At 62.4% G+C, this 16,262-nt stretch carries 15 protein-coding genes and 2 pseudogenes; 15 read left to right on the top strand and 2 right to left on the bottom strand.

Annotation, left to right across the window (positions count from 1 at the left end; translation table 11 throughout):
* The first annotated feature begins 20 nt into the window (after positions 1–20).
* The 8 genes and pseudogenes from FFS10_RS23825 to FFS10_RS02835 all read left to right on the top strand — a co-directional run.
* Positions 21–215 (top strand): transcriptional regulator domain-containing protein, encoded by a 195-nt coding sequence (locus FFS10_RS23825; protein ID WP_502702646.1) that lies wholly within the window; start codon positions 21–23, stop codon positions 213–215.
* 40 nt (positions 216–255) lie between these two features.
* Positions 256–819, top strand: coding sequence for a DUF2285 domain-containing protein (locus FFS10_RS02865; protein ID WP_502702645.1), 564 nt, complete (start codon positions 256–258; stop codon positions 817–819).
* A 92-nt stretch (positions 820–911) separates the two neighbouring features.
* Complete coding sequence (locus FFS10_RS02860; RefSeq protein WP_137891273.1) at positions 912–1,199, top strand: helix-turn-helix transcriptional regulator; 288 nt, start codon at positions 912–914, stop codon at positions 1,197–1,199.
* A gap of 44 nt (positions 1,200–1,243) precedes the next feature.
* A pseudogene (locus tag FFS10_RS02855) lies at positions 1,244–2,047 on the top strand (replication initiator protein A); the annotation flags it as partial.
* A 208-nt stretch (positions 2,048–2,255) separates the two neighbouring features.
* Positions 2,256–2,990: a ParA family partition ATPase gene (gene parA / locus FFS10_RS02850; RefSeq protein WP_249931140.1), complete on the top strand. Its 735-nt coding sequence runs from the start codon at positions 2,256–2,258 to the stop codon at positions 2,988–2,990.
* On the top strand, positions 2,987–3,250 hold the full coding sequence (locus tag FFS10_RS02845; protein WP_137891269.1) for a chromosome partitioning protein ParB: 264 nt from the start codon (positions 2,987–2,989) through the stop codon (positions 3,248–3,250). The genes parA and FFS10_RS02845 overlap by 4 nt, the downstream gene beginning before the upstream one ends.
* Positions 3,250–3,768 carry a DUF2840 domain-containing protein gene (locus tag FFS10_RS02840; RefSeq protein ID WP_502702647.1) on the top strand — a complete coding sequence of 173 codons (519 nt, stop codon included), beginning with the start codon at positions 3,250–3,252 and terminating at the stop codon, positions 3,766–3,768. The genes FFS10_RS02845 and FFS10_RS02840 overlap by 1 nt, the downstream gene beginning before the upstream one ends.
* Positions 3,765–4,259: pseudogene (locus FFS10_RS02835) on the top strand (S26 family signal peptidase); the annotation flags it as partial. The gene FFS10_RS02840 and the pseudogene FFS10_RS02835, both read left to right, overlap by 4 nt.
* 31 nt (positions 4,260–4,290) lie before the next feature.
* Here FFS10_RS02835 and FFS10_RS02830 read toward each other — a convergent pair.
* Positions 4,291–5,613 (bottom strand): IS110 family RNA-guided transposase, encoded by a 1,323-nt coding sequence (locus FFS10_RS02830; protein WP_171016039.1) that lies wholly within the window; start codon positions 5,611–5,613, stop codon positions 4,291–4,293.
* A 604-nt stretch (positions 5,614–6,217) separates the two neighbouring features.
* On the opposite strand from FFS10_RS02830, the gene FFS10_RS02825 reads away from it, so the two are divergent.
* From FFS10_RS02825 to FFS10_RS02810, 4 genes are all read left to right on the top strand, one after another.
* Positions 6,218–8,182 carry a relaxase/mobilization nuclease and DUF3363 domain-containing protein gene (locus FFS10_RS02825; protein WP_137891261.1) on the top strand — a complete coding sequence of 655 codons (1,965 nt, stop codon included), beginning with the start codon at positions 6,218–6,220 and terminating at the stop codon, positions 8,180–8,182.
* A gap of 583 nt (positions 8,183–8,765) precedes the next feature.
* The gene (locus FFS10_RS02820; protein ID WP_137891259.1) at positions 8,766–9,740 is read left to right on the top strand and encodes a Bug family tripartite tricarboxylate transporter substrate binding protein; all 975 of its coding nucleotides are present in this window, start codon (positions 8,766–8,768) and stop codon (positions 9,738–9,740) included.
* 310 nt (positions 9,741–10,050) lie between these two features.
* Positions 10,051–11,499, top strand: coding sequence for an NAD-dependent succinate-semialdehyde dehydrogenase (locus FFS10_RS02815; protein WP_137891257.1), 1,449 nt, complete (start codon positions 10,051–10,053; stop codon positions 11,497–11,499).
* A gap of 390 nt (positions 11,500–11,889) precedes the next feature.
* The gene (locus tag FFS10_RS02810) at positions 11,890–12,342 is read left to right on the top strand and encodes an extracellular solute-binding protein (RefSeq protein ID WP_137891255.1); all 453 of its coding nucleotides are present in this window, start codon (positions 11,890–11,892) and stop codon (positions 12,340–12,342) included.
* 12 nt (positions 12,343–12,354) lie between these two features.
* On the opposite strand, the gene FFS10_RS02805 is transcribed toward FFS10_RS02810, so the two are convergent.
* A protein-coding gene (locus tag FFS10_RS02805; RefSeq protein ID WP_137891253.1) for an IS3 family transposase occupies positions 12,355–13,916 on the bottom strand; the annotation gives its coding sequence in 2 pieces (ribosomal slippage) (positions 12,355–13,478 and positions 13,478–13,916; 1,563 coding nt in all).
* Between FFS10_RS02805 and FFS10_RS02800 the strand changes: the two genes are divergently transcribed.
* The 3 genes from FFS10_RS02800 to FFS10_RS02790 are packed head-to-tail and all read left to right on the top strand — an operon-like array spanning position 13,830 to position 16,256.
* Complete coding sequence (locus FFS10_RS02800; protein WP_137891251.1) at positions 13,830–14,585, top strand: extracellular solute-binding protein; 756 nt, start codon at positions 13,830–13,832, stop codon at positions 14,583–14,585. The two genes, FFS10_RS02805 and FFS10_RS02800, sit on opposite strands and share 87 nt — an antisense overlap.
* Positions 14,586–14,592: 7 nt before the next feature.
* The gene (locus tag FFS10_RS02795) at positions 14,593–15,438 is read left to right on the top strand and encodes an ABC transporter permease (RefSeq protein WP_137891249.1); all 846 of its coding nucleotides are present in this window, start codon (positions 14,593–14,595) and stop codon (positions 15,436–15,438) included.
* Positions 15,435–16,256 (top strand): ABC transporter permease, encoded by an 822-nt coding sequence (locus tag FFS10_RS02790; protein ID WP_137891247.1) that lies wholly within the window; start codon positions 15,435–15,437, stop codon positions 16,254–16,256. The genes FFS10_RS02795 and FFS10_RS02790 overlap by 4 nt, the downstream gene beginning before the upstream one ends.
* Positions 16,257–16,262 lie beyond the last annotated feature (6 nt).

Genomic DNA, 16,262 nt, shown 5'->3' with positions numbered 1-16,262 from the left:
CCGCCAAGGGAGCAACAACAATGACGATCCACATCGATGCCGCCGACTGTTCCGCGCCTTGGCGCGCTGCGGCAGCCTACCTCTACACCCTGGACCTGGACGGTCCTGCGCTCGCATGGGAGTACCTGCGCCGCAACCCTGCTTACCGCGCCAGTTGGCTCGGCAAGCGCCACCGGGCCGATGCGGCCCGATGGGGGTTGAAGTATTGCCGATGATCCTGACCTGGATGCCCGCCAAGCGCATCCACTCTGGGCCGTGGGTACCGCCGAATGGCTCCACGCACGAGCCACTGGTCAGCACGATGCCTCGGTAGCCAAGACCTTCAGCACCTGGCAGATTCCTGGCCGCAAGCGCATCGCGCATGCGGGCACGGAGTTGGTCCTCGTGGCGTTGCATGGCCCGCACTGCTTGCGTGTGTCGCTGTCCCCTGAGTTGGAAGATGGTGCGGCCTGTGGTCTGCTGGTGCCGCTCGACCCATCCCCGCGCACGCGCCTGTCTGAGTACCAGGCACAGGCCCGCGTGTTTCGTGGCGAAGTCCCCGGACCCCTGCCTCGGCCAGCGAGCCGCGCAGCGCTGCTGCATTTGCGCGCCCTGCAGGCGCTTGATGCGTCGCAGGCTGGCGCGCGCCACCGCGACATTGCCGGGGTATTGTTTGGGGTGGATGCCGTGCGCACACGCTGGACGGCCGATGGCGAACTTCGCGCGCAAGTTCGCCACCTCCTGACCCGTGCCGAGGGTTTGATGCTTGGCGGTTATCTGGCCTTGGCCGGGGTGCGCCAACAGTACATCGGTGCCCCCGGAGACGAACCCGAGCACTGAATATCTCCCTTCGCAGGTGAACCGGGTTTCCTGAGACTTCCTCCATCTGGCGGCATTTCGCTGCCAGGCGATGACCGTCGATGGAGGCCTTCATGGCAACTGCGAATTCCCTGCCTTTGCATCCCTTACCTGCGGCTGCGCAGCCGTCCGTTGCAACGCCCGGTAATCCCGAGTTTCTGACCAATGACGAGGCCGCAGCCTTTCTGCGGCTCTCGCCGCGCACGCTGGAGAAGCAGCGGGTCCTGGGCGGCGGACCGCGCTTCCGCAAGTTCGGCGCGCGCGTGCTGTATGCGGCGGAGGACCTGCGTGCCTGGGCCAACAGCCGGGCTTATGACATGACCTCCGATCCTGGCTGCCCGCAGCGGGCCTCGGTACGCTGAGTGGGGCTTGATCCGGTGTCAGCGTCACTAACGGGATCGTGGCCATGGTCAAGCCCTTGAGTGAGCGGGAGCAGCTCATGCTGTTCCGCGCGCTGCCGGGCGGCGACATGGCCCCGCGCGATGCGCAGGATCTGATGGCCTATCCGTTCTTCTCGCTGGCCAAGTCGCGCAGGGTGGTACCCATCCGCTTCGAGGCCGGTGGTGTGACCTTGACGGTCGAAGGCGTGCCCGAGCATGGTATTGCCACCATCTGGGATGCCGACGTGCTGATCTGGGCGGCCAGTCACATCGTGCAGGCGCGGGACCAGGGCCTGCGAACCTCGCGTCTGATGGCCGCGACGCCGCACGAGATCCTCACCTTCGTGCAGCGCGGTACCGGCTTCAAGGACTATCTGATGCTCAAGGCGGCGCTGGACCGGCTGCAGTCCACCACGGTGGCCACGTCCATCCGCCAGCCCGCCGGGCGGCGCATGCACCGCTTTTCATGGATCAATGAATGGAAGGAGCTGCCCGGTGCCCGGGGCCGTTCCTACGGCATCGAGCTGATCCTGGCCGACTGGTTCTACGCCGGGGTGATGGAGGATGCGCTGGTCCTGACCCTGGACCCGGCGTATTTCCGGCTCACCGGCGGCATCGAGCGCTGGCTGTACCGCCTGGTGCGCAAGCATGGGGGCAGACAGGTGGAGGGTTGGCGTTTCAACCTGCGCCATTTACACCTCAAGTCGGGCAGCCTGCAGCGCTACGCCGACTTCGCCGTTCAGTTGCGGCGGCTGGTGCACCGGCAGTCGCTGCCGGGCTACTGGCTCTCCCTTGAGCACGTCGGCAGCACGGACTGGCTCCGGTTCCGCTGCTGGTCGCAGCCGACGCAGCCCGACTTATCCACAGCCGCAGGTGATAAGTCAGTGGACAAGCTGTGTCCGGACTCGGGAATCACCCGCACGGCATTCGGGGAATCGCCCGCAAACGACACGGGTAATCACACGTGCGCACCGGCCGCCAGCCCGCACCCAGCAACGGTTTCGGGCCTCCTTAACTTATCTAACTAAAGACATAACCATGGATAAAAGAGGAAACACCGCTGCCCAAAAAACGGGCAGTGCTTCATTCGACACCGATGAAAGCCGTTTACCAGGAGCAGAGAACCGGCAGGGCAAAGTGATCGCGCTGCTTAACCAGAAGGGCGGGGCAGGCAAGACCACGCTGGCCACGCACCTCGCGGGTGAGTTCGTCATGCAGGGGCAGCGCGTGACGCTACTCGATGCCGACCCGCAGGGCTCCGCCTTGGACTGGGCGCAGCGGCGCGCGCAAAGCGGACACGGTCGCCTGTACGGCGTGTTTGGCCTGGCACGGGACTCGTTGCACCAGGAAGCACCGCAGATTGCCTTGCAGGCTGATTTCGTGGTGATTGACGGCCCGCCCCGGGTGGCGGCACTCGCGCGCTCCGCGCTGCTCGCCGCAGACCTGGTGCTGATTCCGGTGCAGCCCAGCGCCTATGATGTCTGGGCCAGCCATGAGATGGTGCAGCTCATCACCGAGGCGCGGGTGTTCCGGCCGCAGCTGCGCGCGGCCTTTGTGGTCAACCGGCGTGTCGTGGGCACGGTGATCGGGCGCGAGGCGCGCGCAGCGCTGGCCGATCAGCCGTTTCCCGCGCTGCAGGTGGAAGTGTCCCAGCGCATCGTGTTTGCCGACAGTGTGGCCGCTGGCCGTCTGGCGTTCGAGGTGGCGCCACATTGCGCAGCCGCGCGCGAGATCGCGGCGCTGGCACAGGTCGTGGGGGAGATGCTGCGATGACCAAGCCACAGCGTCCCAATTTGCAACGACGGGCACCGATTGGCCGCAGGCCCGGTGCCGATCCGGCCTCAGCCTGGGTGCGTCAGGCCGAGGCCGTCGTTGCCGTCACCAGGGCATCGATCTACACGGCACGGCTCACCATCGACGTCACGCCTGCGCTGCGCGGACGCATCAAGGTCGTGGCGTTTCAGCGGGGTGTTACCGCCGTCGAGATGTTGCGGGAACTGCTGGAGCGTGAGTTTCCGGAGGGAACGCCATGATGCAGTCAGGACTTCAAGCGGCTGTGCCGGCGGCGGGGCCTGGACGGATGGCGCCCACACCCACACCCATGCGTGTTTCGCTGGCCTTTGTCGAGCAACGGGTGAATGTGTGGCTGCGCTTTGGGCAACCCGTGCGCGAGACAGCGCTGGACCGTTGGCGGCGCGTCGTGGTGTTCGTACCTGGCGCGGTTTGCTGTCGTGTGAAGTGGATCGCCAACGACTACGGCACTGCGCTCTGGCAGTTGATGGTGCTGCAGGCGCCCATGCCATTCGACGGCGCGCAGCGCATCTCGGGCGTGGTGCCAGGTGCGCGCATTCTGCTGCGCGCTGAGGGCGAACGGCAGGTTAAAGCAGTGCTCGCGGCGATCGATGCCATTGAGCAGTGGGGCATTGATCCGTGTACCGTGGCCGTGACGTATTGGCGCACGGTTGGCAACCGGCTGGCAGCGCGCCAGCCGCTGCCTGAGTACACGCCCGAGCGGCATATGGCGCACGTGGCGCGTGGAGTTCTGCAATGAAGCGCGCCGCCATGATTCTCTGCATGGACATCGGCCTGGCGGCGCTGCTCATGCCGCTGGCCATCCCCAACCGTGTGCAGATCGTCTACAACCCAACCGACAGCATGCCGCGCGGCTGGTACCGCATCGTGCCCGCCGACTCGCTGCAGGTCGGCAGCATCGTGCTGGCCCGGCTTCCGGCACCCGCTGCCGCGCTGGCGGCGCAGCGCGGCTACCTGCCGGCTGGCGTGCCCCTGCTCAAGCGCATTGGTGCCGTGGCGCCGCAACGGGTGTGCGTTGATGGCGAATCGGTGCGCATCGACGACGAGGCGGTGGCCGCTGTGACGCGTGCCGATGGGCAGGGTCGTTCGCTGTCTGCCTGGCAGAAGTGCCGACGACTGGTGCGTGGCGAGGTGTTTCTCTTGAGCAGCACGAACCCGGCGTCGTTTGACAGCCGGTACTTTGGTCCCATTGCCGCAGCCAACGTGATCGGCAGTGCGCAGCCGATTTGGACCTGGAGCTCTCTCCATGAACCGTCCCTTTTCAGGCGGGTTGTGGGAGGGGAACCACCTGCTGGCCAAGTTGCTTGGCCAGTCGCTGCAGGGCGCGCTGTTTGGTTTGCAGCACCTTGACCTCGTAGTTAGCCAGGCCGTGTTCGACGAAGTCCAAGCCCTTAACCATCACCCGCCAGAACAGGACGGCAAGCTTGCGCGCCAAGGCCACGTTGGCCACCGAGGCTCCTCGACGCGCGGCCATGCGTCGGTAGTAGCCCCCCAACGCGATGTCCTTGCTGCGAGCAAGCGAGCGCGCCATCACGCAGAACATGCGGCCAACACGATTTCGCTGGCGTCTGCGCGAGCGCCGACGTTTGCCGCTTTGGTCGCTGCCCGGCGCCAAACCGGCCCAGGACGTGAAGTGCTTCTCCGTCTTCCACTTGCTCAGGTCGGTGCCCACCTCAGCGACCAGGCGCAAGACGCCGTACTCGGTGTGCGCTGGCAGCACTGCCAGATCCTTGCCGCCGCACAGCCGAGTGACCATCTGCCGCAGATGCGGGATCTTCGGCGCGTTCTCGCTGGCGCCCTTGCGCGGGCCGCGAATGGCGACCCGCTCCCCCGTCTCGCCGTCCCCGCCGCTGTCGCTCAGCAGCACAGCGATCCGCTCGTCACACGCCGCGATCTGTCCTTGATAGTGCTCCCAGCTTTGCAGCGCCTGAGCCAGGGCGAACAGGTGCTCGTCTGCCCAGGTGCCGCGCAACGACTCCTTCACGCGCTCGGCCTTCTTGCGCTGGATCTGTATGTCGCACAGGGCAAGCAGCCTGCCAGGATCACGCTCACCAGCCAGGATGGCGCGCACCACGGCCAAGCCGCTGACCCCGGTCAGCGAGCTGATAGCGTCGTGGAGCTTGACGTTCATGCGCTCCAGTGCCTTTTGCATGTGCTGCACGTGGCTGGCCGCCATGGTGATGTGGTCATCCCTCAGTCGCATGTAGTCCTGCAACTGGCGGATGTACGACGGCGGCACGAACCCTGCGCGCAGCAGACCATGGGCGTGCAGCGTCGCTCCCCACTGGCAATCCTTCATGTCGGTCTTGCGTCCGGGCAGGTTGCGCGTCTGCCGCCCGTTGACCATGACGACCTGCAGCCCAGCGCTCTCCAGCACTCCGTACAGCGGCAGCCAGTACACCCCGGTAGCCTCCATCGCCACCGAGCGCACCCCTTGCGCAATCAACCAGTCGCGCAGCGCATGCAGCTGCGAGGTGACCGTGCCGAACACTTCGGGCGGTCCTCCCGCAATGGACACATGCATCTGCTCGCTTCCCACGTCCACGAAGGCCGCCCGTGGATCCAGTATCGGCAATTTAAACATCTGCATCCTCCAGTCCAAACAACTCAGATTGCGCAAGTCAAGCCGAGAGCCTGGCCACGTTCAATGCAAGACAAATCTCTCCAGCGGGAAGCAGTGCTCACCAAAATGTGCAATCGTCCGTGGCCAGAACCACTCTCGCGAACGGGCACCACCCGGGGCGCCAGATCACCGAACGGCCACGCTGCTGCCGGCTATCACCTGCAGCCCCTACGCTACACCACGGTTCATGGTTCGTGTGCAGTTCCGGCCACCCGGAACAGGCCGCTCGCTATGACGGCGTTGTCTCTCGTGCAGATGTTTTGCTGCCAGTGTGCAGCCATCGCTGCACTGGCGCTGCCCATCAGGCAGCGTGGCACACCCTGTGTGCGGCTGGCGCGGTGTCGGAGCCGAGACCGAAGTCGGAGGCTTCAGGGACCGGTGAAGACAGAGGGCAAGATAAAAGGGCCGGCACGCACCCGGCCGCCAAGCCAGTCTGCACGTGGGGTTGGCGCGGCACGGCGGCTTGTGGCCTGTGTGCTGTGGCGGGGTTCAAACACACAAGACATCAGGGTTCGCCGCGTGCCATTTTCGATCTGGGTTGCCGCATTGCGCTGGAGCTTGCGACATGACCTCGCGTGACGACAACCCTTTCAAGGTCAAGCCCGGAACCCCAAAAGGCGGGGATGGTGCGGGGAGCGGGCGACGTGCGCAGCGCTTTGTTTCGCAAGTTCTGAAGCAGGTTTCCAAGGCCGGAGCAAATGCTTCTGGTGCACGCGGCGCCCGTCCCGCGTCGACTTTTGGTCGGGGGCGGGTCGCAGCGGGCAGGACGGGGCACACGCTTGGGGTGACCGCCCGGCGCGTGGTCATCAAGTCCCGTTATGTCGTGCTCAAGAAGGCTGGAGCCAAATCTGTTGCAACCCACCTGCGCTACATCGAGCGCGACGGTGTGACACGCGATGGGCAACGTGGCCAAGCTTACGGACCTGAGGCTGACGCCGCCGACTTGAAGGCTTTCGAGGAGCGGGGCAAGGGTGACCGGCATCAGTTTCGCTTCATTGTCTCGGTGGAGGATGCAGGGGAGTTGGAGGACCTGCGTAGCTACACGCGCGAGTTCATGCAGCGCATGTCGACCGATCTGGAGACCCGGCTGGACTGGGTGGCCGTGGATCACTGGGACACGGACAACCCGCACACGCACATCGTGCTGCGCGGACGCACCGCAGAGGGGCCGGGAAGGGGGTCGGACTTGGTGATTGCGCCGGATTACATGGCACATGGCATGCGCATGCGGGCCAGCGAGCTGGCGACCGAATGGCTGGGGCCGCGCACCGAACTGGAAATACGGCAGGGGTTGCTGCAGGAGGTTGAACAGGAGCGGCTGACGAGCCTTGACCGGGCGCTGCTGCGGCAGGCCACCTTGGATATCATGGACCTGACCCAGCAGCCCAAGGACCGACAGCGCCAGACAGTCCTTCGTGCCCGGCTGCAGCGGCTGGAGGCGATGGAGCTGGTCGAGCGCATCGACGCGAACCACTGGCGACTATCCCCGAGCATGGAGCAGACACTGGCTGGGATGGGCGAGCGTGGCGATATCCTGCGCACGATACATAGGGCAATGAAGGGGCAGCACCGGGAGTTGGTCCTGGAAATGGAGCCGTCAAAGGCTGTCATCGGCCGCATCGCTGCCAAGGGTTTGGCCGATGAACTCAATGACCGGGGCTATCTGGTGGTGGATGGCATCGATGGCCGCGCGCACTATGTGCGTCTGCCGGTCGGCGCCGATCTGGCCGCTTTGCCGCTGGGCGGCATCGTGGAAGTGAAGGCCGCTGGAGGGGAGCGGGCGGTGGATCGAAACATCGCGACAGTCGCTCGAGACGGCATCTACAGGACCGCCGAGCATCTGGGCCAGCTCGAGCAGACCAGTGATCGGGATCCGCTATCCACAGTCGAGGTCCACGTGCGCCGGCTCGAAGCGTTGCGAGGCGCGGGCATCGTGCAGCGCATGGCCGAAGGTCTTTGGCAGGTGCCGCCGGATCTGATGGAGAAGGCCCGGCGGCACGATGCCCACAGAGGCACGGGCCCGACCATCGAGCTGCGCTCGCACCTGCCCATCGACCAGCAGGTGCGCACCGTCGGTGCTACCTGGCTGGACAGACAACTGGTCTTGAGCGATGTCGGTCTGGCAGTGCGAGGCTTTGGTGCCCAGGTGCGCGATGCGATGCGCAGCCGCGGGGACTTCCTGGTCGAGCTGAGTCTGGCACAACACCACGGCCAGCGCATCGTGCTCGAGCGCAACTTGCTGTCGAACTTGCGGGATCGGGAACTCGCGATCATCGGCAAGTCCTTGCAGGACCAGACCGGCCAGACTTACCGCCCGCTCAAGGATGGCGAGCGGGTCAGCGGCATCTACCGTCGCAGCATCCAGCTCGACAGCGGTCGTTTCGCCATGCTCGACGACGGCATGGGCTTTAACCTGGTGCCCTGGCGCCCTGTAATTGAACAGCGCTTGGGCCAACAAGTCTGCGCGGTGATGCGTGGCCAGTCCGTCAGTTGGCTGCTGGGGCGCCAGAGGGGCATGTCCGTTTCCTGATTGCCCTGCGCCGTGGTCCGTGCCGCCTGGTGCTTCGGTTTCCCTGCGCAGATATCCAGGCTGCGGTCGGTATGTTTAGCTAACCGCCCAATGGCCTGCGCGCGTTGGCCCTGACTTTGTCTCGTTTCCGCGTACACCAAATCATGCAGCCGTGAGGCTGCGCTCCCAGGTGACAGGTAGCGGTTGGCCGAGTGCAGTCGCACGATTGCAGAAGCCCTCGAACCAGTCTGACGATGTCCAGGCGCGCTTGGGCGCGAGTGTCATAGCGTACCGGACCTGCCTATGACCTGAGAACCTTGAGCCTGTGCAGTCGACAGGAGAGAGAGATTTCTGTCGCGCATTGACGTGTGGCGTCGAGCTCATGCATAATGGTCAACCATATATAGGTCAACATCTGATTGATTGGCTTGAGGCAACGTTGCAGGTGTCGCGAAGTGGATTCTGCAATGAGGGTGTGAGATGAACCGTTGATCGCCATCCAGATGCTGAACCACTCGTGGCGGCTGGCAAGTCCAGCCGGCGCGCAGCTTTTTCATCGCAGGCAAAACCTCGCGTTCATGGCGTATCGAAGGAGAAAGGCAAGATGATTCGCAATATTTTCAGGTCGCTGCCGCTGTTGGCGGCTTCGCTGCTCGCAGGGAGCTCTCTCGCGCAAGAGGCTTATCCGTCTAGACCGATCACTATGGTTGTTCCCTTCGGCGCGGCAACGGGCGCCGACGTGGTCGCGCGCACAGTGGCAGAGCGGATGGCCAAGAGCATGAAGGCCACCATCGTCGTGGATAATAAAGCGGGAGCGAGTGGGCAGATCGGGGCCGAATACGTCGCACGAGCACAGCCGGATGGCTATACGCTTTTGGTCGGTACCAACTCCACGCAGTCGAGTAATCCTTTCCTGTTTCGGACGCTTCGCTACGATCCGCTGAACGGCTTCGCACCGATCGGCAGGCTCACCATGAATCCGCAGGCCTTTCTGGTTCGAGGCGACTCTCCCTTCAAGACGGCTGACGACCTGCTGAAATTCGGTAGAGCGAACCCCGATAAGCTGAGTTATGGCTACGGCAACACGACCGGCCAGGTTGCCGGTGCCATGCTGGTTTCAATGGGCAAGTTCAAGGCGCTTGCCGTGCCCTACAAAACCACGCCGCAGGTGTTCACCGACCTAATCGGTGGACAGGTCGATTTCACCTTCGTCGATCTTGCCGCATCAAGACCCCTGATTGACTCCGGCAAGATCCGGGCGCTCGCCATCACGACATCGAAGCGTTTCGGTATTTTTCCCAAAACCCCGACCTTGCGCGAAACGCCGGGCCTGGAAGACTTCACACTGTTTGCTTACATCGGCCTGCTGGCGCCGGCGGGTACGCCCAAGCCGGTCGTCACACGCCTGAACGCGGAGCTCCGCGCAGCGCTTGAAACGCCGGAAGTTCGCCAGAAGCTGGAACAAAGCACTGGCTCCATCGTGGAGGCGACCACTGTCGATGAGTTCGCTCGTTTCCTGAGCGAACAAAGCGCATTCTGGAAGCGCCGCATCAGCGAAGCTGGCATTCAGCCTGAGTGAGCGGAGGACATCTTGAAAACGGTGGTGCCGATTCGAAAAGTCGGCACCGCAAGCTCAAAAGCTTGCTAAATCAATCAGCCCCGCAGGCCTTCGCCGACAAGACATCCTCATGTCCCACGAGAAACCTCGATGCGGCAGCACGGTGAGCGTCTCACCTGCGAATCCGGGTTGCACGATGCTTTGCCCCTCAGTCCGCTGCCGACCGCCAACGAACAACTGAAGATTCGTTTCGAAAGAGATCGCATCCAGGCGTGACGGTCTCCTCCCAGTTCAACGCAACCCCGGTGCATCAACCCGAAAGGAAATCGCAATGACTGTATCCAACGACAAGTACCCTGCGCCACGACTTTTTATTAACGGGCAATGGCGCGATGGCGGCGACGGGGTCTGCGCGATCGTGCGCGATCCAGCTACCGGCGAGGTACTGGCAGAGGTTCCACGCGCCAGTCGACAGGATCTCGACGACGCATTGGACGCTTGCGAGGCAGCTTTCGAGCACTGGCGACGCAAGCCTGCCATTGACCGTGCAGCCACGTTGCAGCGAGCCGCGGTCCTTCTTCGCGAACGCGCCGCTGCACTAGGCAGGCTCATGACAATGGAGCAGGGCAAGACTCTCGTTGAGTCCACGTCCGAGTTCCTGCATTCCGCGGAGGCCTTTGACTGGTACGCCGCAGAGGCTCTGCGCGCCAACGGTCGCGTGATTCCAGCGCGCCTGCCTGGCGCGCGACAGCTCGTGATAATGGAGCCGCTCGGACCCGTGGTAGCGCTGACACCCTGGAACTTTCCTGCGGCGCTGCCGGCTCGCAAGATCGCGGGTGCGCTGGCCGCGGGTTGCAGCGTCGTGCTCAAACCGTCAGAAGAAACTCCAGCCTCCGCAATTGCACTGGCCCAGGCGCTCGCTGACGCGGGACTGCCTGCTGGCGTATTGAACATTGTGTTCGGGGAGCCAGCGGAAGTATCGACTCATCTGATTCGCTCGAATGTCACACGTAAAGTGACTTTCACCGGATCAACGCCTGTTGGCCGCGAGATTGCCCGGTTGGCTGCCGAAAGTCCCAAGCCATGCACGCTTGAGCTGGGCGGTCACGCACCCGTGCTCGTATTCAATGATGCGGACATTGACAAAGCGGTCGTGACCTGTGTGCAGGGTAAGACGCGCAACGCCGGTCAGGTCTGTACATCGCCCACGCGCTTCTTCGTACAGGACGGTATTTACGACGCTTTTGTAAGTGCCTTTGCGCAAGCAATGGACAAGGTCGTCGTCGGATCCGGCCTTGATCCCGCCAGTGAGATGGGGGCGCTGGCCAATTCGCGCCGTGTGGATGCAATGGAAGAGCTCGTTTCCGATGCGGTGGCCCATGGTGGTCAGCTGCTGGCGGGTGGCTTTCGCCCCCATCCGCGGGGAAACTTCTGGCGCCCCAGCCTGGTGTCCGAGGTCCCTGACGCTGCCAAGGCGATGGAGGTCGAGCCCTTCGGCCCCTTGGTCTTGGTCCGACGCTTCTCGACACTCGAGGAAGGGCTTGCGCAAGCCAACCGGTTGCCGTATGGGCTGGCAGCCTACGCGTTCACCAGCTCGGCCGCAACCGCGGTGACGGTCTGCGATGAACTACAAGCTGGAGGCATTGGCATCAACAGCTTTGCCGTGTCCCAGATCGAGGCGCCGTTCGGAGGCATCAAGAATAGCGGTTACGGGAATGAAGGCGGCCATGAAGGCTTGGCTGCATTCATGCATCCGAAGTACGTGCATCACGTGTCCTGAAGACCGCAAACGGTCAGGTTCGACGCATCGCTGAAGCCGGTGCGCGCGAGCACATAAAGTCCGCGTATCCCGCTGTCGCTCGACTCCGGTCAGGTTCCGGCGCCCTGTTCCTTCCCCCCTTGTTCTCCGACCCCGATTCGCGCCTCAGGTCATGCGTTTGGCCCTGTGCCTCTGGACGAGGTCATTGGCACATTGCGGTAACCATTGAATCAGCGTGGGTCGGCATAGGGAAAACACTGATATTCATTGGTTAACGCATGAACAAAATGCAATTGTTATTGATTAACCAATAACAATCTCGCGCAATGCGGGGGCGACCCGATTGCCTAGATCAGCATTTTCGCCAGCAAGCGTTACCGCCATCATTCAACACGGCAGTTAGGAGTCAACATGGAGTCGAATCAAATGAAAATGTTTAGACGAGCATTTCTGGTGTCGCTCGCAGCAGCGTCCTTCTCTGGTTCCTACGCCCAGGAGGTCAAGGAAATCAGAATGCTTGAAGCCGGCGGGGATACCGGCGAGGCAGTGCAGGCGGCTTTCGTTGAGCCTTTCCAGAAAAAAACTGGAATCAGGGTCATTCGAGAAAACCCCAACTTGCTGGGAAAGATCAAGGCAATGGTCGCCTCGAAGAATATAACGACGCCGATTGTTCTAGTGCCCAGAGCATGGATGGCGCAAGCGAAAGCAGAGAATCTGCTGGAGCCGCTGGATTGGGACGCTATCAATCCAATGCCGATCAATCCGGATGCGCGCGACAGTCACGGAATTGGCTGGTCCTATTTCTCCACGGTGATTGCTTGGCGAACCGATGTAAAACCGCTCAACCGGCGCGCGTCAAGGTAGTTGTCGCCTCATTCATGCAGCCAACTGCTGAATATCGTTGCAGCCCGAATGCGCCCTGACGATGGAATCGCGCTCGGGGTTGAGCGTCACGGCGCCCACGGGCGACCAGTTGCGTGTCTTGCCTGACCACCTGGCCGGGTTCTGCTCTCGCGCATGGGTGTACAGCGCATGACGTGCCGCCAGAATCGCGTGATCGTCACCGGCATGTCGCTGCGCCGGACTGACGTAGCGAATACCGCTGTGCCGATGCTCGAAGTTGTACCAACGCACGAAATCGGCCGCCCAGGCGCGCGCCGCGGCAAGATTGGCGAAGCCCTTGGCGGGGAACTCCGGGCGGTACTTGGCGGTGCGGAACAGCGACTCGGCGTAGGCGTTGTCGTCGCTCACACGCGGCCTGGAGTACGAGGGCTTCACACCCAGCCAGTTGAGCATTGCCAGCACCGTGGTGGCCTTGAGCGTGGAGCCGTTGTCGCCATGCAGCACCGGCTTGTGGGCCAGCGCGGCGATGCCCTCGGCCAGCGCCGTGCGGCGCACCAGGTGAGCGGCGTGATCGGAGCTATCGCTGCCGTGCACCTCCCAGCCCACGATCTTGCGGCTGTACAGGTCCAGGATCAGGTACAGGTGAAACCAGCGCCCCACCACAGTGGCCGGCAGATAGGTCATGTCCCAGCACCAAACCTCTCGGGGCGCAGTGGCGATGTGCGTGGTGGGCGGGCGCACCCGCTTGGGCGCCTTGGCGCGCCCACGATGGACAGCTTGCCCATGCTCGCGCAGCACGCGCGCAAAGGTGGACTCGCTGGCGATGTACACACCCTCGTCGGCCAGTGTGGGCACGATGCGCGCAGGCGGCACGGCCGCGAAGCGCGGTTCGTTGGCCACGCGCAAGACTTCCGCGCGCTCGGCCGGGCTCAGGGCATGGCCAGGGGTCGGACGCACCGCCTGCGGTCTGCCATCGCCGCATAAGAGGCCTTGTTGGGCTTTCCAGCGTTGCAGGGTGCGCACATCGATGCCGGCAATCTCGCATGCCAGATGCAGGCGCGCGCCTGCGCTGTGCACCGTGTGAATGTCGTGGGCCAGAGTCTGGCGATCCTCGAGGACTGTCATTCGTCCTCGCCTTTGTTGAAGATCGCCGCGACTTTTTTTGACAGCACCAGCAAGGCTGCCGTCTCGGCCAGAGCCCGGTCCTTGCGCAGCAGGTCGCGCTCCAATTCCTTGATGCGCTTCTTGTCTTGCCGGGTGGCTTGCGGGCTGGCCCGAGCCTCCTCGGGTTCGGCCAGCGCGGCAGTGGCGCTGGAGCGCCATTTGTCCAACTCGGCCGGGTATACGCCGTGCTCGCGGCACCATGCGCTCTTGCCCGCCTCAGCCAGCGCCGCCGTGGTGATCACGGCCTCCAGCCGCGCCGCCGCAGTCCAGGCCCGCCCGCGGGCGGGCCTGGACTGCGCATCCTTGTGCCAGCGTTGCAACGTCTCAACCCCAACACCCACCGCATGGGCCACTTCTTGCACTGCCGCGCTTTCAGGCGGCAACAACCGTGCTACCGCACGATCCTTGAATGCTTGTCCGTATCGAGCCACTTCTTTCCTTCATCGCCGCCCCCAGGTTCTTGGTTCTATTGGGGCGACAACTATTGTGACGCGGGGGGCAACTCATGGGCGGATTTCTGGAACGTCAAGGACTTCCCAGGCAAGCGCGCAATGATCGACGATCCCGCCGCGATGCTGCCGTTCGCACTCCTGGCAGATGGCGTCCCGATGGACAAGTTGTTCCCGCTCGATATCGACCGCGCATTCCGGAGCTTGGCGAAGATCAGGCCCCACGTGTCCATCTGGTGGACCGCAGGATCCCAAGCCCCGCAACTATTGCAGGACAAGGAGGTCGTCTACTCCGTCGCTTACTCCGGTCGCGTCCATGGAAAGCCCGGCATAAATTTCACGTACCAGCAAGGACTGCTGGACCTCTCGTACTTCTCGATCGCCAAGGGAACCACTCCTGAACAGAAAGCGGTTGCGATGAAGTTTTTCCGGGAATTCACGGTTCCTGAGAACCAGTTGGTATACATGAGCCGGATCCCGTATTCCGGCTCAAGCCCGAACCTCGACAAGCTCCTCCCTGCGGAGAAGGCTTCGCAATACCCGACCTCCGCCGCCAATAGGAAGGTTCAGTTCATGAACGACATTGCGCGATGGACTGAAATAGCGCCCACAGTGGAAAAGCGCTGGCAGCAATTCAAGCTTGGCCTCTAAGCGAGTCATGAATCTGCGTTCAATGCTTGAACGAGCGGGCAACGGCGTCTACCTGTTGCCCGCGGCGGCTTTCATCCTGCTGGCGTTCAATCTGCCAGTGCTTCAGCTGCTTTCCTTGAGCATCAGGGGAGAGTCGACGCCCTTTTCGGCCTACCTGGAACTCTTCGAGACCAGTGTCTACGTCCGGGTGATCCTCAACACCTTCAAGGTGGCGCTCGGAAGTGCAATCGGCTCTGCTGTCCTTGGATATGTACTTGCTTACTGGATCTTCACCCTGAGGTCGCCAAAAATCCGCATCGCAATTCTCGCGGCAGTGGGGTTGTCATTTTGGATCAGCATCTTGGTCAGAACGTATTCCTGGATCGTGATACTGGGCAACAACGGAATTCTGAACCGACTTTTGCTGGAGTGGGAAGTCATTGAGGCACCGCTTCCGCTTCTTTATAACGAGTTTGGCGTTCTGGTCGGGACCGTGAGTTTGCTCCTGCCGATCGTTGTGTTGACCGTTTATGTCGCCATGGTGGCGGTCGACAAGCGGCTCATGCAAGCTGCCCTGTCGCTGGGTGCCAGCCAGCTAGTGGTTTTCTGGAAGATATTCTTCCCGCTCACCGCCCCTGCGCTTCTCGCATCGTCAATGCTTGTCTTCATTCTGACGCTCGGGTTTCTTGTTACGCCGGCCATACTGGGTGGGAATAGTGTCCCCATGATTGCCACAGTGCTCGACGCAACCATCAATGTGCTGTCGAACTGGAACTTGGCTGCTGCGCTGTCAAGCGTCTTGCTGGTAGTCACCCTGGTTGTCTACAGTGTGTATCGACACCAGGCGGCGCTTGGCGCGAGAGGTGGGAAATGAAGGAAGAAAATTCGCAATCTGCTCTGGACCGGATCTGCCGAGTTCTCGTCCATCTGGGTGGAGCGTCGGTTCTCGTATTCCTGTGCGCACCGATATTGATCGTGGTGCTGATGTCCTTCTCGGACAAGTCCGCGCTCCAGTTTCCGCCGACGGGATTTTCCCTGCGTTGGTACCAATCGTTTGCCTCGAATCCTGTCTGGATAGAGGCTTTCTGGACATCATTCAAGCTGGCGATCGTCTCAAGCGGGATCGCAGTGATGCTCGGCACGTTGGCAGCTTACGGGATGGCCAGATCAAAGGGACGCTGGGTTGGCGCGATGGAATCCAATTTCATGGCGCCGATGATCATTCCTCACATCATCACTGCACTCGCTCTCTACTTCATGTTCGCCACCCTTGGCGTTCTGGGTACCTTTACCGGGCTTGTGATCGGACATTCTGTAGTGGCAATGCCCTTTGTCGTGAGCGTCATCGGCGTTGCTGTCAAGGCAGTCGATCAGCGAATCGAGGATAGCGCCAGAACTCTGGGGGCGAACAGATTCAGGGTGTTCTGGAGCATCACGCTGCCCAACATTCTTCCATCGATTGCGGTTGCGTGGATTTTTGCGTTCATCATCAGTTTCGATGAGGTGGTCGTCACTTATTTCTTGGCGGGAAACCACGTGACGATTCCTAAAAAGATGTTCAACGACCTCGGGCAGCACCTGGATCCGACCATTACGGCTGTCGCTTCATTGCTAATCACGCTGAGCGTTCTGCTCCTAATGATCGTTGCAAAGCTTCATGGGGCTCGGGGAGTCAAATTGAATGTGCAGTAATCGCTG

Source organism: Ramlibacter sp. 2FC (assembly GCF_005503345.1).
Classification (GTDB): Bacteria; Pseudomonadota; Gammaproteobacteria; order Burkholderiales; family Burkholderiaceae_C; genus SCMQ01.
The sequence above is the reverse complement of the archived record's forward strand: the minus strand, read 5'-3'. Positions and strand labels throughout refer to the sequence as shown.